Raw genomic sequence first — 23,397 nt, 5'->3', positions numbered from 1 at the left:
TCACATATTTAAGGTTCCAAAGCCTCGACAGCTATGAATTTAAATTTGGCCGGCAAATATAGGGGGAGACTTTGTGATAACCGAGGTAAAGCTCATAAGATTTTCCTAAATGAGGCCCAAATTACGTTAAAGCGCTGGAAATTAACGGTAAGCAGTATTATCTGAGCACTTTTTGGGCATTTAGCCAACGTATGTATTGCACCTTATTTCGGTTGTGTTGCGCCAAAGTTTCGGCGAATTTATGGTATCCAAAGTTGGACACATCAGCAACAAAGAACAGGTAATCGTGTTTTTCGGGATTTAGTACCGCTTCAATGGAAGAAATATCGGGCATGGTTATAGGACCGGGGGGTACGCCACTGTACTTATAGGTATTATAGGGCGAATCCATCTCCAAATCCCTGTAAAGTACGCGTTTTATAATGGTATCGTAATTTCCTGTCTCCTTTTTTATGGCAAAAATCACTGTTGGGTCTGCCTGTAACAGTATCCCCTTTTTAATTCTATTAAGGTATACGCCTGCCACTCTAGGGCGCTCATCTGTTTTGGCAGTTTCCTTTTGAACAACCGCGGCCAATGAGATGACCTGATTTGGGTCTAAACCTTGATGTTTGGCCTTTTGCTTTCGCTCTGCGGTCCAAAACCTTTCATATTCCTTGTGCATGCGATCTCTGAAACCCTCTGCGTCCGTATTCCAAAAAAACTCGTAGGTGTTTGGCAAATACATGCCTAGCTTGGTATCCGAATCAAAGCCAGAATCAGAGAGAAAGGTCTTGTCGTCAAATGCATTTAATAAGGAGATACTGTCAGCTTCAATTTGCTCTGAGATCCTTCCGGCCAAAGCTGCTACCGATTCTTGATTATTAAAAGATACTTTGACCGGGATATTACCACTGCGAAGGGAATTGATTATCTCATTATTATTCATCCCTTTCTTGATACTGTATTTACCTCCCTTAATATTTGTAATGTATCCTTTGCGTTCCGCAACGGCTTCGAAAGAGGAAAGATCGGCCACAAGAGGTTCCAAATGCTCTTTTAGTTCATCAAAACCAACATCGGATGGAATAAAGACAAAGGCCTCTTCATTGTTAAAACTGGTGTTTGGGCTAAAAATCGCGCTGTAAATCTGATACGCTATAAAACCGCAGACCAAAAGACCCAAAATAGCTGTGGCCCAAAGTACTTTTTTAAGATGCATGTGAATTGATTTTTTGGAACAGGAATTCGTTTTTATAGCCAGAACTGGACCTTATCCAATCCTTTTTTAGACCCACTTTCACAAAACCAAGTTTTTCGAACAAATGGGTACTGGCCGTATTTTCCTCTAAAATATTAGCATAAAGTTGATGGAGGTTCAGCACCTTAAAGGCATAATCACAAAGTAGCTCTATGGCCTCGGCACCCCAACCTTTGTTGCGGTCTTCTGGATTCGAAATCACCAGACCCATTCCAGCTCTTTGGTTCTTAGGGTCGAAGTCAAACAAATCGATAAGTCCAACACAGCTGTCTTCTGGGGTACAGATGCACAATCGAAGTTGCTTCACGTCGTAGATATCCCGATGAGCATTTTCAAGATACCAACGAAGTACCTTTTTTGAATAGGGTTTCAGCGTTCCACTAATCTCCCATATGGAAGTATCATTCTCAAGTTTATACAGAAAATCCAGGTCTTTTGGTTCCAGGGCCCTCAAATAGATATGTTTTCCCTTGAGATTTACCATTCCACCTCTCCTGTAAACACCATTTTAGCCGGACCTGTCAGCATTACATCTGTATAAGACCCGTTTTGTTGTTGAAAACCTATTATCAGATTGCCACCAGGGGATTTAATGTGGACCTCGCTGGAATCGGTCTTGCCCAATTTGTGCATGGCAATGGCAACAGCGGTCACCCCCGTGCCACAGGAGAGGGTTTCGCCTTCCACACCTCGTTCATAGGTCCTAACACCAAATGAATTATTATCTACCTGCTCTACAAAATTGATATTGCTGCCTGTTTTTCCATAAAGCCCATAGCGAAGCTTGGCGCCCTCTTTGAGCACATCAAACCTCTCCAAATTATCCACCATCTGCACATGGTGTGGAGAACCCGTATCCAAAAAACTATAGGATGGTTTTTCCCTTACTTCGGAAACATCATGCATTTGCAGCGTCACCACATCGTCTATAATTTTTGCCTTATGCAATCCATCAATGGCTCTAAAGGTTGTTTCAGAATCTATGATTCCCAAAAACTTGGCAAATGCGACCGCACATCTTCCACCATTTCCGCACATGCTCTGACTTGCATCTGAATTGTAGTAATCCATATTGAAATCCGACATATTGTCATTTTCCAACAAAATCAACCCATCCGCTCCAACACCAAATCTTCGATCACAAAGTGTGGTTATCAATTTGGTATCGCTTTTGGGGAAAATGTCTTGGCGATTGTCAATCATCACAAAGTCATTTCCAGTACCCTGATATTTGTAAAACTGAAGTCGCATAGTTCGTTGCAAAAGAACAAAGATAGGGTATTCTTTAAGGATTTTTTTGTAGTTAAAAACGAGTTAAACCGACAAAGCCAGTACCGAATTCATTTAATTTTGTTAAAGCTTAATGTTAATTTTTTATTGAATTATGAAAAGAATAGCCGGATTATTCCTTGTTTCCCTATTTGCGGGTGCTATTACCTTGGGAGCATACAAATTATTTTTTGAAGATAATACCTATAAAGTGGTCACTGCAGAGCAGCAGGCCCCATTCTTAAGTACCAGCACACTGTCAACTTCGGCAAAAGGAGCTGGAATCAACGAAGTTGATTTTACCATTGCGGCCGAAAAAACGGTAAATGCGGTGGTGCACGTTAAAAATCTAAGCACCAATAAGGGTTCTAGCAGTCTTGCGGATTTCTTCTATGGATTTGAACGTCAGCAAACACCACAGGTGGGGACGGGTTCCGGTGTGATCATTTCTCCTGATGGATTTATTGTAACGAACAATCATGTGATTGCCAACGCCAATCAGCTTGAGGTTACCTTGAACAATAAGAAAACCTATGAGGCCAAGGTCATTGGAGCCGATGCTTCATCGGATATTGCCCTTTTAAAAATAGATGTGGATCAACCGCTACCCTATTTGGCCTTTGGCGATTCGGATAATTCCCGCGTGGGTGAGTGGGTACTAGCCGTTGGGAATCCGTTTAGCCTAACCTCTACGGTAACCGCTGGAATTGTTAGTGCAAAGGCAAGGTCTTTGGGGCGAAACCAATCCTTTATCCAAACTGATGCAGCGGTGAATCCTGGTAACAGTGGTGGGGCATTGGTAAACACTAATGGAGACCTCATCGGGATCAACACAGCTATAACCTCTCAAACGGGATCTTATGTAGGGTATTCGTTTGCGGTTCCCAGCAACATTGCAAAGAAGGTTGTGGAAGATATTATGGAATTCGGAAACGTACAGCGCGGGCTGCTCGGGATTTCTGCGGCAAACGTCAACTCCAAAGAAGCTTTAGAACTTGGGTTGGATGAGATTGAAGGGGTTTACATTTCCCAAGTATCCGAAGATTCGGGTGCTGAGGATGCAGGTCTTGCAGAAGGAGATATCATCAAACAAGTGGACAATATTGTTGTCAGCAAATTTTCCGAACTGACCGGATACCTTTCATCAAAACGCCCGGGTGATGTTGTTGATGTTACCGTAGACCGAAATGGCAAAAGACTCTCCAAGAAAGTAACCCTTAAAAAACAGCAGACCATCATTCTCCCAGCAACGGGTTTTATGGTAAAAAACCTATCTGCTGATGATAAAAAGAAATTTGGAGTGAAAAAAGGAGTGAAAATCATTGATGTCCCTGAAGGCTACGGAAGATATGACTTGAAAAACAAGGTCATAGTGGAGGTGGACGACAATGAAATCGATAATATAGAGGATGCAAGACAGCATTTCTCCGAAATCAAAAGATACGGTCGAACCAGTTTTACAATGATCAACGAAAACGGTGAAAAAGAACGTTTGATCTTACAATAAGAAACAGCTCTACAGAAAAGAAAAAAGGCACCTTATAGAGGTGCTTTTTTTATGCTGAATTTCTTTTACGAAAACGTTTGAAATATCTACTTTTGCCAAAAATTTTAAAGCAACCATAATCCATTAACATGAGCGACATTAAGTCCTACGAAAAAGAACTTGCGTTTCAAGCCGATAGAAGAAAGGCTACGACCGAATTCATTAAGATCATCAGCGATCTGTGGTACGACAAGGCCATAGAAGTGGTACTTTTCAAAAATCAAATCATAGACAAAAATGTGAGTGACATTATCAACCTGCATGAATATGCTGGGGAATTTGTCCAAAAGCCGATATCTATTTTTGATTCTGTTGAGATTCTTCGTGCCATCAATGATATCAGTCTACCTCCTGCAAAATTGGATATTGGCAAACTTACTTATGAATACCATTCCGATGATAACAACCATTTGAACGTAAAGGCCTTTGTCCTTGAAAAACTTAAAGATGCACAGTCCACCAAAGAAATCAAACCCAAGGATGTGGTGCTATATGGCTTTGGTCGCATAGGAAGGTTGGTTGCCAGGGAGCTTGTGGCCAAAACTGGTCGGGGCAGTCAGCTACGATTGCGGGCCGTTGTGGTGCGTGGCGAAATCAATGGGGATATCTTGGAGAAAAGAGCTGCACTCCTTAAAACAGATTCTGTTCACGGCCAATTCATGGGCACCGTGGATGTAGATGCGGAAAACGGTGCGCTAATTGTCAACGGAACAACCGTGAAGTTCATAAGTGCGGACAAACCTGAATCCATCGACTATACTAAATATGGTATTTTTAATGCCTTGATTATCGACAACACCGGTGCTTTTAGGGATAAAAAAGCACTATCAAGACATTTAGAGGCAAAAGGGGCCGGTCGTGTTCTACTAACAGCTCCTGGAAAGGAGGTTCCAAATATTGTTCACGGGGTCAACCATTCGGAATTTGACCCGGACAAGACCAAGATTTTTTCCGCCGCTTCTTGCACCACGAATGCCATTACACCGATATTAAAGGTAGTAGAAGATTCTCTTGGGATAAAAAAGGGGCATTTGGAAACCATTCACGCCTATACCAATGACCAGAATTTGGTAGATAATATGCATAAGAAGTATAGGAGAGGCCGAGCAGCTGCCCTAAACATGGTTATCACCGAGACAGGTGCTGGAGCAGCCGTTGCCAAAGCTTTGCCCGGACTTAAGGGCAAGTTGACATCGAATGCCATTCGTGTTCCCGTACCGAATGGTTCCTTGGCCATTCTCAACCTAGAGGTCAAAAACAAGACCACCAAGGAAAGCCTAAATACCATATTAAAGAAATATGCCTTGGAAGGCGATTTGGTGGAGCAAATCAAATATTCTTTGAGCAATGAGTTGGTCTCATCTGATATTGTTGGAGCTTCTGCCCCCTCAATATATGATAGCAAGGCTACTTTGGTTTCAGCCGATGGGAAAAGCGTTGTATTGTACATATGGTACGACAATGAATATGGGTATTCACATCAGGTCATCCGATTGGCCAAATACATCGCCAAAGTAAGAAGATATACCTATTATTAATTTTTTCTTTGCCGAATAGGGCAGCCAGACTGGATTTTCTTTTGATTTTTGGTTTATTGGTGTAATTTCGCCTTACCCTTAATCTAAATTTAAAGAACATTGACCATGAAAATTATACGAGTTTTTATCACTCTTATCGTATTGACCCCATTATTTACGCTAAACGCCCAAGACAATGCACAAGCAGAGTCTGACCAAACCTTGGTGGGCCAGTTTCAGCAATTGGAGAAAAAATCTGGAAATTATAGAGCAAACGGTATTCGCTACGAAGTAATTCGTCTGGTGGACTTAAACCGTATAAAGGGCAATGTTTTTGATTCCATCAATACCGCAAATTCATCCATAAAGGATTTAACGGCAACCATTACCAGCAACAAAGCCGAGATTGAAGGTTTAAACACCAAATTACAGGAAACCACGAACAATCTTAAAACAGTTACCAATGAAAAGGATAGTATGTCCTTTTTTGGGGTGTTGGTGAGCAAAGGCACCTACAAGCTTATCTTGTGGTCCATTATATTGGGATTGCTGCTGTTTCTATTACTGTTCATTTATAAATTTAGAAATAGCAACGTGTTGACCAATCAGGCCAAAACGGCCTTGGCCGATGTTGAAAAGGAGTTTGAGGAGCATCGCCGCAGGGCACTGGAGCGCGAGCAAAAAATCAGTCGACAATTACAAGACGAATTAAACAAGAATAAAAAATAAAGCAAGCTCCCTGATTAGGGAGCTTTTAGTTTTCGTTCATGATAAAACAAGCCACACTGCAAGATTTGGATTTAATTGCTCCGCTGTTTGACGCTTACCGTGTCTTTTATGGGCAAAATTCCGATTTGAATGCAGCTAAGGAGTTTCTAAGAGAGCGCTTTGACAAGCAGGAAAACATTGTTTTGCTTTTTTTTGAAAATGATCAACCAGTAGGGTTCACACAACTGTACACCACATTTTCCTCGGTCTCCATGGAAGCCTTCTATATTCTGAATGATTTGTTCGTGGTGCCAGAACATCGGGGAAAGGGGATTGGAGAAGCCCTTTTGAAGCACACACAAGATTTTTGTGGTAATCAGAAATTTAAGGGGCTGGCGTTGGAAACTGCCATGGACAATCCCGCGCAACGCCTTTATGAGCGATTGGGTTGGAAAAGAGATCAAGAATACTTGCATTATTTTTGGAAGAGTTCAGAATAATCCCATTGTATCGTTATAATCAGTTTTGAAATTATGCGGATAGATATCATTACGGTCCTGCCGGAACTTTTAAAAAGCCCCTTTGAAGCTTCCATTCTTAAAAGAGCCAAGGAAAAAGGCCTTGTAGAGGTGTATTTTCATAACTTGAGGGAATATACCACCGGCAACTACAAACAGGTAGACGATTACCAATTTGGAGGTGGAGCTGGTATGGTACTCATGGTGGAACCCATAGACAAATGTATTACCCAATTAAAGGCCGAACGCGATTATGATGAAGTCATATACATGACTCCAGATGGGAATACTTTAACCCAAGGCATTGCTAACGAAGTCTCACTTAAAAAGAACTTGATAATTCTTTGTGGACATTACAAAGGCGTAGACCAAAGGGTAAGGGATATGTTCGTTACCCGGGAAATCTCCATTGGGGATTATGTGCTCTCAGGAGGCGAGCTGGCTGCCGCGGTACTTTGCGACTCCGTTATCCGTCTATTGCCGGGAGTGTTGAACGATGAAACTTCTGCACTTACCGATACCTTCCAAGATAATTTGCTGGCACCTCCGGTATATACCAGGCCTTCCAATTATAAAGGAGTGGAAGTACCAGATGTTTTACTGAGCGGAGACTTTCCAAAAATTGAGAAATGGCGGGAAGAACAGGCTTTGGAACGAACTGCAAAAAAAAGACCTGATTTATTAGAATAATATTATGGACGATTCTCAGACATTGATTTTTGCACTTGGTTCCCTTTTGGGGACACTGGGTCAACTCGCTGTAATTATAGCTTGCATCATTTTGGTGAGCAAAAGAAAAAACACAGCAACCATTTTAATGCTTGTTGGAAGTGTTTTGGGTCTGGTCTTTACCGTCCTAAATCTTTCAGGGAACATATTGGCAGCCAATGGAGGCGTGGAATCCTTAATGACATGGACCAAGATTTTTGCCCTTTTAGGGCCTCTCCCCTATATTTTATTTGGAATTGGGTTATTGTTCTATGCTATTAGTTTTGTCAAAAAGGGCAATGGTTGAGCTTACTAGCTTCAAAAACCAAAAAATGCCTTGTCAATTCTAAATATTGCACTACTTTTGCAATCGCAAATTCAACCTCTGACGAAATCCGTGAAAGTTGGTTTTGTAAAACATAAAAAAACAGACCATGGAATCTTTAATAAAATTTGTTGAAGACGAATTTGTTCCTAAAAAAGAATTTCCAAAATTTTCAGCCGGTGACACCATCACTGTGTATTATGAAATTAAGGAAGGTGAAAAAACGCGTACCCAGTTCTTCAAAGGTGTAGTAATCCAACGAAGAGGAACAGGTGCTACTGAAACCTTTACTATCAGGAAAATGTCTGGAACGGTTGGAGTGGAAAGAATTTTCCCAGTCAATATGCCAGCACTTCAAAGAGTCGAGGTGAACAAAAAAGGTAAGGTACGTAGATCAAGAATTTTCTATTTCCGAGAACTTACCGGTAAGAAAGCACGAATTAAGGAAGTTAGGGGATAATCCCTCCTCCTTTTGGCAAAAAATAAAGCATCCTTGTAAAAGGGTGCTTTTTTTATGAACAATTGTTAATAACGATGGTTCATATTATGTTGATTTTTAATCGCTTACAAAATTTGCAAATCTGGATGTTTATCCTAATTTAGTCGAAGAAATAAGAAGGAGAAGCAATTCAACTTCGAATTTCGGATTTAAAGTTGACGTTCTTTAAATACTGATGTTTCCCTTTAAATTGGTAACACTACTAATCACAAAAGGAATTTCGAAGCGGGGAAAGTTTCGGCAGAACCCAGAGAGAAATAATAAATTCTATGTGCGGGCGGAAGAGCAATTTTTCGTTTTGATAGAATTTAGGAAACCATTAGGATGCTTTGCAAGATGTTGTTTAGTTGTATAATTAAAAGCATAGTGTTGAGTAAACGTCAAAGGAGCAACGGATGCAATCAATGGTTGCAATTCTGTGGCAACACAGAATAAAATCTTTTAGCTCTTTTCAGAAAGCCATATCAATGTTTCGACATAGATATGGCTTTTGTTTTTTCCATCGTATATTATCACACTTTTAGCAGAATCGCTTGGGATAGCAACAGCCATAAATTGTATATTTGCTCCGCTCAAATAAAAACACCTAGATGGCTAAGATTTTCTACACCAAGACCGATGAAGCACCCGCTTTGGCAACCCAATCTTTTTTACCAATCGTTAAAGCCTTTACAAAACCCGCGAACATTGAAATTGAAACCAAGGATATTTCCTTGGCAGGCAGAATAGCAGCGGTCTTTCCGGAATATTTGAATGACAACCAGAAAATCGAGGACGATTTGACCCTCTTAGGGGATTTGGCCAAGACTCCGGAGGCCAATATTATAAAACTACCCAACATTAGTGCTTCCATTCCACAATTGAAAGAGGCCATTGAAGAGCTTCAGCAAAAAGGATATCCACTACCGGATTATCCAGATGAACCCAAAACTGATGATGAAAAAATCATCAAAGCCAAATACGACAAAATCAAGGGAAGTGCTGTGAATCCGGTTCTTCGAGAAGGAAATTCGGACCGACGTGCCCCCAAAGCCATTAAAAACTACGCCAAGAAAAACCCACATACCATGGGAGCATGGTCATCTTCCTCCAAAACCCACGTGGCCACCATGGAGCACGGGGATTTTAGAAGCAATGAAAAATCACTTACAATAGAAAATCCTGGAAATGTCCGGATAGAGCTGGTGGACACTCAAGGATCTACTACCCTTCTCAAAGAGAAAGTCGCGCTCCAAAAGGATGAAATTATTGATGCAACCGTAATGAGCAAAAAGGCACTGGTCAACTTCCTTACAGAGGAAATTGCTGATGCCAAAAAGAACGACTTGCTGCTCTCATTACATTTCAAGGCCACCATGATGAAGGTATCAGACCCCATTATTTTCGGTCATGCCTTACAAGCATATTTTGCTGATCTATTTGAAACTTACGCCGATACGTTTGCCTCGTTGGGCATTAATCCGAATAATGGATTGGAAACCTTGTATGACAAACTTCAGGCGTTGCCAACTGAAAAAAAAGAAGAAATCGAGAAAGCCATCAAAAACGCCATCGAAAATGGCCCCGATTTAGCGATGGTCAATTCGGATAAGGGTATTACCAACTTACATGTCCCAAGTGATGTCATTATAGACGCCTCCATGCCAGCCATGATCAGGACTTCCGGTAAAATGTGGAACAAGGATGGGGAATTGCAGGATACCAAGGCCATTATTCCCGATAGTAGTTATTCCGGAATTTATCAAGCAACCATAGATTTTTGTAAGGAAAATGGTGCTTTTGACCCCACAACAATGGGAACGGTTCCCAACGTAGGCCTTATGGCCCAAAAAGCGGAGGAGTATGGTTCTCATGACAAGACTTTTGAAATTCCAACAAATGGGGTTGTAAGAGTAGTGAGTACCTCTGACAATAAAGTGCTATTGGAGCATACAGTGGAGGCAGGTGATATCTGGAGAATGTGCCAAGTCAAGGATGCTCCCGTACAGGATTGGGTAAAGCTGGCCGTTTCCCGGGCCAAGGCAACCAATACGCCCGCGGTATTCTGGCTTAACAAAAATAGGGCCCATGATGCCCAACTCATTACCAAGGTTGAGGAATATCTAAAATTACATGATACAGAAGGTTTGGATATCCGAATCCTCTCACCGGTTGAAGCCACCAAATTTACACTTCAGCGTGTAAAGGATGGAAAAGATACAATTTCAGTCTCCGGAAATGTACTCCGGGATTACCTTACGGACCTCTTCCCAATCTTGGAAGTTGGAACCAGTGCCAAAATGCTTTCCATTGTCCCCTTAATGAGCGGGGGCGGCCTGTTCGAAACAGGTGCGGGTGGTTCTGCTCCAAAACATGTAGAGCAGTTTTTGGAGGAAGGGCACTTACGATGGGATTCCTTAGGTGAATTCCTGGCCCTGGGGGTTTCCTTGGAATTCTTCGGTGAGAAGAACCAAAACAAAAAGGCCTCGGTATTAGCCGAAACACTTGACGTTGCTACGGAAAAGTTCTTGGATAACGACAAATCCCCTTCTAGAAAGGTCAATGAATTGGATACTCGCGGAAGCCACTTTTATTTGGCCTTGTATTGGGCCGAAGCTTTGGCCAAACAGGATGAGGATGCTGAATTGAAGTTGCTGTTCTCCAACATTTCCAGCCAGCTTACGGAAAATGAGGATACCATTGCCCAAGAGCTGATCGATGCCCAAGGCTCAGCGGTCGATATTGGCGGATATTACCTTCCGGTTGCAGATTTGGCTTCTTCAGCCATGCGTCCAAGTGCAACGTTTAATAGCATTCTTTCGCAATTGGCGTAGTCTACAGCTTCCGGTTTAAAAACTGTTAAACCATACCATGTTTTTGGATAATTGTCTATTTTAGATTTTTGTCCCTAACTCGCTATGGTTTGAAAAACAGCGTTTGCCTAGCTTTTCTTTTGCTCCTCTGCCTCTCGTGTGAGGATGTAATTAGCGTGGATCTTCCTACTTCAGACACTCGATTGGTTATTGATGCCCTAATTGGTTACAACGATAACAACGGGGATATACTAACGGCAGGTCAGGTTAAATTGACATTGACAGCACCCTTTTTTGAGGAAAATGTACCTCCAGCTGAAAATGCTACCGTCCACTTGGTAGATGAATTCAGCGGAAATACATACATATTATCCGAAAGTGAGCCTGGAATGTTTACCATTGGTTTTCCGGATCTGCAGTTTGGAAGGGATTACACACTGGAAATCAGTTATGAGGGCGAAACTTATAGGGCCACAGAACGGCTGATGCGTGCGCCGTTAATAGACAATTTGGAACAAGGAGATGGGTTTTTGTTCGATGAGGAGGAAGAAACCGAAGTGAAAATCACGTTTACGGATTTAGCAGGAGAAAGAAATCGATACCTTTTCTCCTTTGGATTCAACAACTTTCTTGTCATTGATGATGAGTTTTTCCAAGACCAACAACTCACCTTTTCCTATTTTTATGAGGACATTCAACCCGGAAGGTTAATTGCGGTAACAGTTTTTGGGATAGACCAACAATTTGCCAATTATGCTGAGCAAGCACTTGCGCAATCGGGTGAAAGCGATGGAGGTGGTCCATTTGCAGCGCCATCCGCGACCATCAGGGGTAATTTGGTGAATACCACAAATCCAGATAATTTCCCCTTTGGTTACTTTGCCATTAGCGAGTTTGATACGCAACTATTGACTATCGAATGATAATAGCAATACTAGTTTTTTTATTGCATCAATATATCTAAATTTAAGAAACTCAAATACATGCCAACAAGACGACTCACCTTCTTGCTACTGCTTCTTTTTCCCTTTTTTATTGTACATGCACAACAGAAATATACCCTTAGCGGAACTGTTTCCGAAGGAAAAAGTAATGAAACGCTGATTGGGGTGACCATTGCCTTCCCGGAGCTGAAGACCGGGGCCACCACTAATGAATATGGGTTCTACTCCATTACCCTACCCGCCGGTGAATACGATGTAGTGGTTAGTTACCTCGGTTTTGGTGACCTACGGGAAACCATAAACCTGAACAGGAATGTAAAAAAGGACTTCAACCTTTTTGAGGATGTGGAAGAACTGGATGAGGTGGTGGTCACCGATGACGCCGAACGTCTAGATATACGAAAACCTCAAATGAGTGTCAACACCCTTGCCGTCCAGACCATAAAGCAAATTCCTGTGGTCCTGGGAGAAGCAGATGTTATCAAATCCTTAATCCTCCTTCCCGGAGTCACCAACGCGGGAGAAGCTTCCTCTGGTTTCAACGTCCGGGGTGGTGCTGCCGACCAAAACCTTATTCTGTTGGATGAGGCTACCGTTTTTAACTCCTCGCATTTATTTGGGTTCTTCTCGGTTTTCAATCCAGATGCCATCAAGGATGTCAAGTTGTTCAAGGGAGGAATACCAGCACGATACGGTGGTAGGGTTTCCTCGGTGTTGGAAATATTTCAAAAAGAAGGGAACAGTAAGGAGTTCAAGGTAAGTGGCGGAATTGGCGCTGTTGCAAGTCGCTTACTCGTAGAGGGGCCAATTGTTCAAGATAAAACCGCTTTTTTGGCTGGAGGAAGAGCATCCTACGCCCACTTGTTTCTTCCACTCTTTGATATTGACAACAAAGCCTATTTCTTTGATTTAAATACAAAGCTCAATCACAAAATAAATGAAAGAAATAGTATTTTCCTATCCGGATACTTTGGACGCGACCTCTTTAGTATTAATGATAGTTTTGTGAACACCTATGGCAATGCTGTAGGGAATTTTAGATGGAACCATTTGTTTTCGGACAAGCTCTTTTCCAATTTGTCCCTGATCTATTCCGATTATTTCTATGGATTGGAACTGGACTTTGTGGGATTTGAATGGGATTCGGGAATCCAGAATTTCAACCTCAAGTACGACTTAAAGCACTATATCAACGACAAGGTCCAAATCAACTATGGCCTGCACAATATTTACTATGTTTTCAATCCCGGGAAGATTACACCCAATAGTCCTGAATCTGGCATTGTTGAGGAACAACTCACTAAAAAGTATGCCAATGAAAATGCCCTTTATGTTGATGTGGAACAAAAGGTATCCGAAAACCTAAGTGTAGAGTATGGTCTTCGCGTAAGTCAGTTCAATAGGTTTGGACAGGATGAGTTCTTTGTCTATGAAAACAACGACCCGGTCTTTTTTGATCCATTCACCTTGGTTTATACCGAAGCGGACCCTATTGATACCATAAGTCCGGGAAGAGGTGGAACCTTAAAGAAATTCTTCAACTTTGAGCCCAGGGTCTCCATGTCCTACAATTTCAACGGCAAAAGTTCTGTAAAGGCCAGCTACACCAGACTAGCTCAGTACCTGCACTTGTTATCCAATACCAGCTCCCCTACCCCATTAGATGTTTGGACGCCAAGCGGTCCGTTTATTGAACCTCAACTGTTAGATCAATATGCAGCAGGTTACTTCAGGAATATTAATGGGGGTGAGTATACCTTTGAAATGGAGGCATTTTATAAGGACATCCAAAATCGCATAGACTATATAGACGGAGCCAACCTTATAGCCAACAACGCTATAGAACAGGTCATATTAAATGGTGAGGCCAGAGCCTACGGACTGGAACTTTTGATTCGGAAAAATGAAGGTCGCCTAAAAGGATGGTTGGCCTATACGCTTTCCCGATCGGAACAACGAACTCCAGGTAGAACCCCAAGTTTTGACAATGGACGCTCGAATCTGGAAACTGGAATCAATTTGGGGGAATGGTATAGTACACCTTTTGACAAGACTCATGACCTGGCCTTGTATGGGAGTTATGATTTGAACGATAAATGGAATTTCAATGCAAACTTTATTTATCAGACCGGTCAGCCCACCAACTATCCAATAGGTCAATTTGAGTTTCAAGGATTGGTCATTCCGTATTACGGGCTTCGAAATGAAGAACGCCTTCCCGATTACCATCGCTTGGACGTTTCCGCAACCCTCAAACCTAAAACCAATAGGTCCAAAAGCTTCCAATCCGAATGGGTTTTCAGCATTTATAATGTTTATAGCAGGCAGAATGCGGCCTCCATCAACTTTAGGCAAAACCAGGACACCGGAAGAAACGAAGCAGTACGTACATCCATTTTTGGAATTGTACCCGCCATAACCTATAATTTTAAATTTTAAAGCAGTCATATGAGAAGGATAACCCCATACCTATGTATTCTACTTGCACTGTTTTCCTGTGAAGATGTGGTGGAAGTTGATGTCCCAGAAGAAGAGCCTCGACTTATTGTTGAAGCCTTGGTAAGAATTGATGAGAGTCAAGCCTTGTTCCGTCCAATAGTTAAGGTCTCTCTTACCAGTTCCTTTTTTGGCTCTATTCCAGTGACTGGATTGACCGATATCAGCATCCTCAACCTGGCCCTGTCAACATCAGGAGAAAATAGTTTCATAGTACTTGAAGAAATAGAAGAAGGCTCCGGGCTCTATCAAGACCCTGACCCTGTAGGGCTCGACTTTTTTGCAAATGGAGAACTTATTTTGCAGCTAACACATGAGGGGAGACTCTATTTTGCCCGGGCGGAGTATGCAAGAGCAGTCCCTATTGATAATCTACAGCAAGGTGATGAAACCCTGTTTGACGATGATGATGTGGAATTGGAAATTACCATTACCGACAGGGGTGATACAGATGATTATTATGTCATGGATTTTGGAGAGGGGGAATTTTTGGCTTTGGAAGATGAGTTTTTTAACGGACAGGAGTTCAATTTCTCCTATTTTCCTGAAAGAACGCTCGAGCCGGGAGATGAGATTACGGTAAGTATATTAGGTGCCGATCGCTCATTTTTTAACTATATGGACTTGCTTGTAGAGCAGACTTTTGACAATCAAGGCGTGTTTGAGACCCCAGTGGCTACAGTACGAGGGAATATTTTTGATGTTACCGACCTGGACAACATAGATGTTTTTGATAATGTGGAACAACCCGATCTTTTTCCCTTGGGTTATTTTGCAATTGTCCAGGAATACAAACAAACCATAACTATAGAGTAGACCAATTTTTTAAGATGGACTCATTAAAGTACATCTCGCTTTGTATCCTCATGTTTTCAGCATTGTCCTGTGAAGATGTGGTGGACGTTGATGTACCTTCTGAAGATCCAAGGCTGATAATAAACTCCTTGGTTCGCGTTGACCCCAGTGTTAACATAGTTAATATTGAAGTGGAAGTCAGCCTTACAGATTCCTTTTTTGGGGAAACTCCAGTGACCAATTTGAAGCAGATCACCTTAGCTGGCGGAGTACTTGTAGATATCGAAAATCCGGGTTCCGGCGTCTACAAAGGTGTAAGATCAAGAGAAACCCTTGCAGCAAGCGAAGAACTTTTATTGCAAATTAGTTGGGAGGACAAACGCTATTATGGAAGTACAGCCTACGTTCCAACGGTGCCTATAGATAGCCTGCAGTTGGGAACCAACACACTTTTCGATGAAGATGAGACTGAACTAATCATTACTATTACCGATGATCCAAACAGAAACGATTTCTATGTTTTTGATTTGGGCTTCGGAAATTTTGTCACTTTGGAAGACCAATTTTTTCAAGGGCAGCAGTTTAGTTTTTCCTACTTCTACGATGAAAAATTTGAGCCGGGTCAAGAACTTACGATAAGCGTCCTAGGTGCAGATCTTGAGTTTTATAACTATATGAACAAGCTACTTGAACAAACCGAGGAAGATTTTGGTGTTTTTGAAACCCCTGCAACCACAGTTCGAGGGAACATTTTTGATATTACGGAATTGGATAATATCGACTTTTTTGACAATTTGAAAATACCAAACCGATTTCCGTTGGGCTATTTTGCTGTTGTGGAAGAATACAAAAAAAGTATTGTCATTCCCTAATTAGAGAAAGGAGTACAGCAATAAAATAATCAGGATTCCTGTAAGCCCCTGAACCAAGCTTGCCATGGTATGGCCTTTTAAGGCCGTTTTCACATTGATATTTGAAAACTGGGACACGACCCAGAAATAACTATCATTTACATGAGATACGGTCATGGCCCCTGCTCCAACGGCCAATACCGCCAGTGCTTTATCCGTTAGATCGATTAGGCCAAAGGTATCCAACAAGGGGGCTAAAATCGCAGAGGTGGTAATGATGGCAACTGTGGAAGAGCCTTGTGCCGTTTTTAAAAAAGCTGCGATTGCAAAGGCTATAAGTAACCCACCCACACCGGAGCTTCCGGTTATGTTAAATATTTCGGCAATATCGAGTGTTCGCAGAATGGCTCCAAATGCACCCCCGGCCCCTGTGATCAAAACAATGGAGCCAGCTTGTTTAAAGGCCTCTGCCACCCAGCCCTTACGTTCCTTTTGCGGGATCTTCCTAGCCAGTAAAAAGGCCAGGAGCACGCCTACCATTAGCGCTATTATAGGACTTCCCAAAAAGTCCAGGACCGCAAAAACAGGACCTTTACCCAATGGAAATGTGGGATAGTTGGCGATGGACTTTAAGGCTATCAAAATGATGGGGGCCAACAGGGGTAAAAATGCAGATATTGGCTTGATTTCTGCAAGACTTTCTTCTTCCTCGGATACAGGTTCAACATCCTTTGCCTCCTGAGTTAATTTACGCCCAATAATTTGCGCCCATACATACCCCATCAACGATACGGGAATGGAAACTGCCAACCCTAGTAATAGCACAGTTCCCAAGTCAGCCTCAAGGATGGCCGCAGCGGCAAGCGGGCCCGGGGTTGGTGGCACAAAAACATGGGCAGCATATAATCCGGAGGCCAGGGCAATTGCAAAAACCAGAACCGGAATCCCAGTTTTTTTACTAATAGCTTTATTTAATGATGACAAAATGATAAATCCCGAATCGCAAAACACGGGAATAGAAATCACATAACCCGCCAGATTCATCGCCAAGGGAGAGCGCTTCAAGCCTATTACGTTTAAAATGGAACGTGCCAGGACCTTGGTACTCCCTGTCTTTTCCAGATAGATACCGATAACCGTACCAAACGCAATCACCAATCCAATTCCCGAAAGTGTTTTCCCGAATCCTTCCCCAATACCTTTCATAATCTCTGCAGGGGTGAGACCAAGTAAAAATCCGGAAAATATGGCGGCAATAACCAAAGAGAATACTGGATGCATTTTAAATCGGACCGTAGCTACGATAATGAACACAATCACAAGAATCAAAACGAGGATTTCCATCTTAGATATTTAAAGGGACCACCTCTAAATATAAGCTAATATTCCTATTTTAGTAGCGATGCATACAGACAAAAAACTATTGGTGAAAGGGCTTAAGTTTGTGGGCTATACGGTAGCGCTCATGTTTCTAGCTCCGGTGGTTATTTCCCAAGCATTTAAGAACGAAGAACATCCGGCCTACATACCTGTTCTTGTCATCGGAATCCTTTTGGCCGTAGTGGCCATTTCCTTTGGGTTCTACACGATTAAAATCTTTATGGATGCGCTATTCGGGAAAAAGAAGAAACTTTAGTTATTCTTGGCTTTTTCCTTTTTCCATTTATTGCTCAATTGGGCATAATCATAATCCAGCACGGATTTCTGTCGCTCCAATTTTTTAGCTGCAAAAGCACGCTGTAAGATATCTTCAATGAGATAATCTTCATGGATTTTCTCTGGATGAAACTCCTCTTTAATACTTATTTTAAAAGCCTTGGCCGTGGTATTGTACCAGAATGCACGCCAACCGTTCCGAAGCTCCTTGACGAGGTCAAAAGCCGTTTTACCAGTTTGTCGGTAGATGAGTTTAATCAGAATCTGGCCTTCAGTGCGGGTAAGCTTTTTAAGCTCATCCGAAAATTCGCCCTCTACATATTTTTGAACGGTCTTTGTGTATTTTTTGCGATGTCTTCTTTTCTTGATTTTTAGAAGGCTATCGTTCATCTCCTCTAGCCGCTCTGCGGCCAGCTTAGCGTAGGGATATACCTTTAAAGTTTTTCTGCGGAGTATATAGTAGCGAAGCTTTTCTTTCCTGTCGGCAAATTCCAACTTGCCAAAAAGATACACTTCATCCAAAGCAATGGAACTGTACAAAATGGAATCCCCTTCAAACCTAACATAATAATCGGCTACGGAATCCTTTGGTGTGGTTTCTTGGGAAAAGCCAAGAATTCCCAACATTAAAAAACCAAACAAAACGCAATAACGCAACATGCTTTCCATTTCTCAAAGTCCTGCCAAAATTAAGGATAAAGCTAACAATTGGCTATTAAATAAAAGTGAATATTGTTATGTTTGTGGACTAAACCACGTACATGGCAACATCCAAAATTATCACGGCAAAGTCCTTAAAATTCTTTGAAAAATATCTAAACAATGCATCCCCAACAGGTTATGAATGGGAGGGGCAGAAAATTTGGATGGAATATCTAAAACCCTACGTTGATGATTTTATCACGGATACCTATGGCACCGCGGTTGCGGTCATTAACCCAAAAGCCAAGTACAAAGTGGTCATTGAGGGACATTCGGATGAAATCTCTTGGTATGTCAATTATATTACGGACAACGGATTGCTCTATGTTATACGCAATGGTGGAAGTGACCATCAGATAGCTCCTTCCAAGTGGGTGAACATTCACACCAAAAATGGAATTGTAAAAGGTGTATTTGGTTGGCCGGCAATACACACCAGAAATCGTGCTAAAGAAGAGCCTCCTAAATTGGATAATATTTTTATCGATATAGGAGCCAAAGACAAGGAGGAAGTGGAAAAAATGGGAGTGCATGTGGGATGTGTTATAACCTATCCCGATGAATTTCAAGTTCTTAATGAGAACAAATACGTCTGTCGTGCTTTAGATAATCGTGCGGGTGGTTTTATGATTGCTGAAGTGGCCCGTCTACTTCATGAAAACAAGAAGGAACTACCTTTTGGCCTATACATTACCAATTCCGTGCAGGAAGAAATTGGGCTTAGAGGTGCCGAAATGATTACGCAGACCATCAAACCAGATGTGGCCATAGTTACCGATGTGTGTCATGACACCACTACTCCTATGATCGATAAAAAGAAAGAAGGGGAAACTTCCATTGGCGCTGGCCCCGTTATATCTTATGCCCCAGCAGTGCAGAACAAACTACGGGAGCGTATCATTGAAACCGCAGAAGCCAACAAGATTCCTTTCCAACGTTTGGCTTCATCCCGCTATACGGGAACGGATACAGATGCTTTTGCCTATAGCAATGGTGGAGTTGCCTCCGCTTTGATTTCCTTGCCCCTTCGTTACATGCATACCACGGTTGAGACGGTTCACAAGGATGACGTGGAAAACGTGATTCGTTTGATTTACGAAACACTTCTCACTATCAAAGAGGGGGAGACGTTTAGTTACTTTGACTAAGTTATCATTCCCTCAAAAGCGGGAATCTTTTACTACTGACCAATAGATTCATGGATGAATTGGTGGACATTCTCGATGACTACGGAAATTATACAGGACATACCTGTTTAAAATCCGAAGCCCATTTGAAGGGATTGTTCCACCCTACCGTTCATATTTGGTTCTATACTAACAAAGGGCAAATACTTTGGCAGCAAAGAGGTGCACAAAAAGACACACATCCCTTACTATGGGATGTTTCCGTTGCAGGACATATAGGAGCTGGGGAAGACATGGCTATTGCTGCTGTTAGAGAAGTTCAGGAAGAAATCGGGTTGGAAATTTTACCATCGGAGTTACATGAAATTGGATTTTTCAAATCCGTTCATAAGCACTCGGATACTTTAATAGATAAAGAATTTCACCATACTTTTTGCTGTGAACTCAAAGTATCTCTTCACAAGCTTACGAAACAGGAAACAGAAGTGGAAGACCTAAAATTTATCGAAATAGGAACCTTTGAAAAACGTGTTGAACAAAATGAGCTGGAAGGTTTTGTTCCACATGATTTAAGTTACTACCAAGTTATAGTCGGAGCACTAAAAAAACGATTATAGGGTATGGATAAAAACCTCCGGTTTTGCCAATTCAAAGGTCTGCTGTTCCCCACTGGCCATGTTTTTTACCACGAACGTACCATCTGCCAATTCTTGCTCCCCTATAAGTACCACAAAAGGAATATTGCGGTTATTAGCGTACTTCATCTGCTTTTGCATCTTGGTACTCGTAGGAAACACCTCGGATTTGATTCCTTTGCCCCTCAGCTGATTAACCAACTTTAAGGCCGCCGTGCTTTCACGTTTTCCAAAATTGACACATAATACCTCAACCGATTTGCTCAAGCTTTCAGGAAAGAGCCCCAATTCTTCCAAAACCAGATAGATTCGATCTAGACCAAAAGAGATTCCCACACCGCTGATGTCTTTCAAACCAAAAATCCCTGTAAGGTCATCATAGCGTCCGCCGCCGCCGATGGAGCCCATTTTCACACCTTCTGGCGCGCTGACCTCATAAATGGCACCTGTATAGTAATTGAGCCCACGGGCCAAGGTAACATCCAATTGAAGTTTGGCAGATTCCAATCCCAAAGCCTCCACGCCATCAATAATTTCCTTTAACTCGGCGATTCCTTCCATACCGATCTCGGATTCCACCAACAGGGACTTCAATTGCTCCAATTGTTCCAAGCTGTTACCCGACATTTCAAACAGGGGGGATGCCTTAGCTATGGCATTTTCCGAGATGCCCTTGGCCAACATTTCCTTTTTAACACCTTCCTCCCCTATTTTATCCAATTTATCGAGGGCTACCGTGAAATCAATTAGTAGATGTTTGGCTCCGATAGCCTCAGCTATGCCGGACAGTACTTTTCTATTGTTAAGTTTGATGGTGGTTCCTTTTAAGCCCAAGTCGGTAAAAACAGCATCGTACAAGCGTACAAATTCCACTTCTTGCAGTAAGGATTTAGCCCCAACCACATCTGCATCACATTGATAAAACTCCCTAAAACGCCCCTTTTGAGGCCTATCCGCCCGCCAAACCGGTTGAATTTGATACCGTTTAAACGGAAAGTCAATCTCGTTTTGGTGCATCACCACGTAACGGGCAAAAGGTACCGTAAGATCGTAGCGAAGTGCCTTTTCCGAAATCTTTGGAATTAAGGAATTGGAATTCTTAGAACTATAGGTTACATCATCCACCTTGGAAATGAAATCTCCTGAATTCAGAATCTTGAATATAAGACGATCTCCCTCATCCCCATATTTTCCCATTAAGGTTTCCGAGTTTTCAAATGACGGAGTTTCTATAGGTTGAAACCCAAACACCTCGAAGTGCTTTTTAATCGTCTGAATGATATAGTTGCGTTTGGCAACCTCGGTTGGTGAAAAATCGCGTGTTCCCTTAGGAATGGATGGTTTTTGTGGCATTAACTTTAAATTCTCGTGCAAATATAAAGGGTTTGCCGTTCAATGAAGAATGGATAATGCTCAATAATTGGGTATTAGATGTCAGGCATCAGATGTTGGATGATGGCAATTAGGGTTTGCGATTGAACTTTTATTTGAACTTGAGTTTAAGGTTTGATAAAAGGAAAAGGTATAACCAAAATTATTAAATCCGTCAACTCAAATGGGCCATTCGTCAATTTGATAGCAACAAAACGCTCTTTTAAAATACATTGAGATCAAAACAGATGTCATGCGCATACATTGGACTTGGTTTCTTGGAATTTTGTTGATTTCCTGTTCGGGTGAGGATGGGGCCTTGGGACCGCAAGGGGAGCCCGGTGAAAATGGCTATCATTGTTGGGATTTAAACTTAAATGGGATAAATGACCAGAGTGAAGATGTTAATGAAGATGGTACGTGGAACGGTTTGGATTGTTTGGGGCAAGATGGACTAAATGGCGCCAACGGAATTAATTGCTGGGATTTGGATGGTGATTGGTTCAATGACGAAGACGAGGACATTAACAGTGATGGCCAATGGAATGCTCTGGATTGTCAAGGAAAGGACGGGGAGAATGGTGAGGATGGGAATGCGAACGTGCAAAAAATTGTATTGGACTTTGATGATGCATATTATAATGAAAATACTGCCTTATTTCTTGCACCAGAATTGTACTTGGAAGTTATGCAAACTCACGTTTTGATTTTCACCTTGGAAAATGTTCAAAACGTAAACTATTCTACTTTTCTTGCAGTGCCCGGTGGATTATCCGAAATAGATAGAAAATATGATGTTCTGCTATTTTCAGACGGAGGAGTTCATATTATAGTTTCCAATTTTGATGGAACCAATAGCAATCCGGGATGGACTGGCACCTGGGAGTTTCTCCATGTAACCCTCATCAAAATTTCAGCATTAAACGACAAGAATGGACTGCCTGCCATTAAAGCCAGTCTAAAAAAGTCTGGTATTGACGTTCATGACTTTGATGCCCTTGCACCATACTTTGACGATGAATAACTTGGGGTCTAGGAATTCCAATGGTTTGACACTAATTACGCGAATTTGCCGAAGGTCGTTGGTAGAACTCAAACATTCAACATTAAAAATCAAGAATTGAGCATCGGGCATCCAGCATCAAACCCCATGCCCTAGCCCCTTGTAGTAAAAACCTCTCGACTACGCTCGAGGTGGCATTTTATTATTCCATAATCCGCTCAAACCATTGGTAAAGCTCTCCTTTGGTTATGGCTGCCCCTTGCTGAATCAAATCAAATTTGTCCTTGTTTTTATCGTCGGAATACGCCTTTGAGGCGGTGAGGTATTCCACGTAATCTGATTGGAAATTGCGCTTGAACCAATCGAAACCTACTTGGGTGCGTAAATCAATCTCAGGGTTAAGGACCTTCACGGAAAAGAGCTTCATTTCTTTCTCCGTTAAATGAAACAGGTGCATGTGCATTTCCGAAATGTTCTCAAGGTATTCCACCTTGGCCAGCACTCCTTCCCAAACCAAGTCGCTGAAAACATCCAGTTCCTCTTCCGCTACCGCCGGTTTTTCCTCCTTGATGCTTGCCCATTCCTCAGCCGTTATGGATTGGGTGGCCAAAAAATTGATAAACTCGGGATGTAGCTCTTCCAACTGCTGCTGCGTAAGTCGTGTATATTTCATCGCGCAAAAATAAAAAAGGCCG

23 protein-coding genes are annotated in these 23,397 nt (G+C 42.0%); 16 read left to right on the top strand and 7 right to left on the bottom strand.

The features are described from left to right. Window positions 1–157 precede the first annotated feature (157 nt). Genes mltG through dapF form a run of 3 tightly spaced genes read right to left on the bottom strand, consistent with a single transcriptional unit; the run spans window position 158 to window position 2,491 of the window. On the bottom strand, window positions 158–1,201 hold the full coding sequence (gene mltG / locus BUC10_RS02585) for an endolytic transglycosylase MltG (protein WP_073176334.1): 1,044 nt from the start codon (window positions 1,199–1,201) through the stop codon (window positions 158–160). After that, window positions 1,191–1,724: a GNAT family N-acetyltransferase gene (locus BUC10_RS02580; RefSeq protein WP_073176333.1), complete on the bottom strand. Its 534-nt coding sequence runs from the start codon at window positions 1,722–1,724 to the stop codon at window positions 1,191–1,193. Before BUC10_RS02580 ends, mltG begins: the two co-directional genes overlap by 11 nt. Next, entirely contained in the window at window positions 1,718–2,491 is a 774-nt protein-coding gene (dapF, locus tag BUC10_RS02575) for a diaminopimelate epimerase (RefSeq protein ID WP_073176332.1), read from the bottom strand. Before dapF ends, BUC10_RS02580 begins: the two co-directional genes overlap by 7 nt. Window positions 2,492–2,624: 133 nt before the next feature. Between dapF and BUC10_RS02570 the strand changes: the two genes are divergently transcribed. The 12 genes from BUC10_RS02570 to BUC10_RS02515 all read left to right on the top strand — a co-directional run bounded on the left by BUC10_RS02570 (window position 2,625) and on the right by BUC10_RS02515 (window position 16,229). After that, window positions 2,625–4,016, top strand: coding sequence for a S1C family serine protease (locus tag BUC10_RS02570; RefSeq protein WP_073176331.1), 1,392 nt, complete (start codon window positions 2,625–2,627; stop codon window positions 4,014–4,016). A gap of 128 nt (window positions 4,017–4,144) precedes the next feature. Then, window positions 4,145–5,593, top strand: coding sequence for a glyceraldehyde-3-phosphate dehydrogenase (locus tag BUC10_RS02565; RefSeq protein ID WP_073176330.1), 1,449 nt, complete (start codon window positions 4,145–4,147; stop codon window positions 5,591–5,593). A gap of 105 nt (window positions 5,594–5,698) precedes the next feature. After that, window positions 5,699–6,301, top strand: coding sequence for a tRNA (guanine-N1)-methyltransferase (locus BUC10_RS02560; RefSeq protein ID WP_073176329.1), 603 nt, complete (start codon window positions 5,699–5,701; stop codon window positions 6,299–6,301). A 38-nt stretch (window positions 6,302–6,339) separates the two neighbouring features. After that, complete coding sequence (locus tag BUC10_RS02555) at window positions 6,340–6,780, top strand: GNAT family N-acetyltransferase (RefSeq protein WP_073176328.1); 441 nt, start codon at window positions 6,340–6,342, stop codon at window positions 6,778–6,780. Between the two features lie 33 nt (window positions 6,781–6,813). Then, complete coding sequence (gene trmD, locus BUC10_RS02550) at window positions 6,814–7,488, top strand: tRNA (guanosine(37)-N1)-methyltransferase TrmD (protein ID WP_073176327.1); 675 nt, start codon at window positions 6,814–6,816, stop codon at window positions 7,486–7,488. A 4-nt stretch (window positions 7,489–7,492) separates the two neighbouring features. Then, entirely contained in the window at window positions 7,493–7,813 is a 321-nt protein-coding gene (locus BUC10_RS02545; RefSeq protein ID WP_073176326.1) for a hypothetical protein, read from the top strand. 127 nt (window positions 7,814–7,940) lie between these two features. Next, window positions 7,941–8,291 carry a 50S ribosomal protein L19 gene (gene rplS / locus BUC10_RS02540; protein ID WP_073176325.1) on the top strand — a complete coding sequence of 117 codons (351 nt, stop codon included), beginning with the start codon at window positions 7,941–7,943 and terminating at the stop codon, window positions 8,289–8,291. Window positions 8,292–8,920: 629 nt separating this feature from the next. Next, window positions 8,921–11,143: an NADP-dependent isocitrate dehydrogenase gene (locus BUC10_RS02535; RefSeq protein WP_073176324.1), complete on the top strand. Its 2,223-nt coding sequence runs from the start codon at window positions 8,921–8,923 to the stop codon at window positions 11,141–11,143. Between the two features lie 89 nt (window positions 11,144–11,232). Then, window positions 11,233–12,045, top strand: a complete 813-nt coding sequence (locus BUC10_RS02530; RefSeq protein WP_073177078.1) for a DUF4249 family protein — start codon at window positions 11,233–11,235, stop codon at window positions 12,043–12,045. A 60-nt stretch (window positions 12,046–12,105) separates the two neighbouring features. Then, entirely contained in the window at window positions 12,106–14,505 is a 2,400-nt protein-coding gene (locus BUC10_RS02525; RefSeq protein WP_073176323.1) for a TonB-dependent receptor, read from the top strand. A 9-nt stretch (window positions 14,506–14,514) separates the two neighbouring features. Then, entirely contained in the window at window positions 14,515–15,378 is an 864-nt protein-coding gene (locus BUC10_RS02520; RefSeq protein WP_073176322.1) for a DUF4249 family protein, read from the top strand. Between the two features lie 14 nt (window positions 15,379–15,392). After that, the gene (locus tag BUC10_RS02515) at window positions 15,393–16,229 is read left to right on the top strand and encodes a DUF4249 family protein (RefSeq protein WP_073176321.1); all 837 of its coding nucleotides are present in this window, start codon (window positions 15,393–15,395) and stop codon (window positions 16,227–16,229) included. On the opposite strand, the gene BUC10_RS02510 is transcribed toward BUC10_RS02515, so the two are convergent. Then, window positions 16,230–17,552 carry a GntP family permease gene (locus BUC10_RS02510; protein ID WP_073176320.1) on the bottom strand — a complete coding sequence of 441 codons (1,323 nt, stop codon included), beginning with the start codon at window positions 17,550–17,552 and terminating at the stop codon, window positions 16,230–16,232. A gap of 58 nt (window positions 17,553–17,610) precedes the next feature. Between BUC10_RS02510 and BUC10_RS02505 the strand changes: the two genes are divergently transcribed. Further along, window positions 17,611–17,844, top strand: coding sequence for a DUF6095 family protein (locus BUC10_RS02505; RefSeq protein ID WP_073176319.1), 234 nt, complete (start codon window positions 17,611–17,613; stop codon window positions 17,842–17,844). On the opposite strand, the gene BUC10_RS02500 is transcribed toward BUC10_RS02505, so the two are convergent. Further along, on the bottom strand, window positions 17,841–18,524 hold the full coding sequence (locus tag BUC10_RS02500; protein WP_073177077.1) for a DUF4294 domain-containing protein: 684 nt from the start codon (window positions 18,522–18,524) through the stop codon (window positions 17,841–17,843). The genes BUC10_RS02505 and BUC10_RS02500 overlap by 4 nt on opposite strands. A gap of 101 nt (window positions 18,525–18,625) precedes the next feature. Between BUC10_RS02500 and BUC10_RS02495 the strand changes: the two genes are divergently transcribed. Together BUC10_RS02495 and BUC10_RS02490 are read left to right on the top strand one after the other, a co-directional pair. After that, entirely contained in the window at window positions 18,626–19,714 is a 1,089-nt protein-coding gene (locus BUC10_RS02495) for a M42 family metallopeptidase (protein WP_073176318.1), read from the top strand. A gap of 50 nt (window positions 19,715–19,764) precedes the next feature. After that, entirely contained in the window at window positions 19,765–20,310 is a 546-nt protein-coding gene (locus BUC10_RS02490; RefSeq protein WP_073176317.1) for an NUDIX hydrolase, read from the top strand. On the opposite strand, the gene hisS is transcribed toward BUC10_RS02490, so the two are convergent. Next, window positions 20,305–21,681, bottom strand: a complete 1,377-nt coding sequence (gene hisS / locus BUC10_RS02485; protein ID WP_073176316.1) for a histidine--tRNA ligase — start codon at window positions 21,679–21,681, stop codon at window positions 20,305–20,307. The genes BUC10_RS02490 and hisS overlap by 6 nt on opposite strands. 271 nt (window positions 21,682–21,952) lie before the next feature. On the opposite strand from hisS, the gene BUC10_RS02480 reads away from it, so the two are divergent. After that, entirely contained in the window at window positions 21,953–22,723 is a 771-nt protein-coding gene (locus BUC10_RS02480) for a hypothetical protein (RefSeq protein WP_073176315.1), read from the top strand. 181 nt (window positions 22,724–22,904) lie between these two features. On the opposite strand, the gene BUC10_RS02475 is transcribed toward BUC10_RS02480, so the two are convergent. After that, complete coding sequence (locus tag BUC10_RS02475; RefSeq protein ID WP_073176314.1) at window positions 22,905–23,375, bottom strand: DUF6495 family protein; 471 nt, start codon at window positions 23,373–23,375, stop codon at window positions 22,905–22,907. Between the last annotated feature and the right edge of the window lie 22 nt (window positions 23,376–23,397).

Source organism: Flagellimonas flava, from assembly GCF_900129665.1.
Classification (GTDB): domain Bacteria; phylum Bacteroidota; class Bacteroidia; order Flavobacteriales; family Flavobacteriaceae; genus Flagellimonas; species Flagellimonas flava.
The sequence above is the reverse complement of the archived record's forward strand: the minus strand, read 5'-3'. Positions and strand labels throughout refer to the sequence as shown.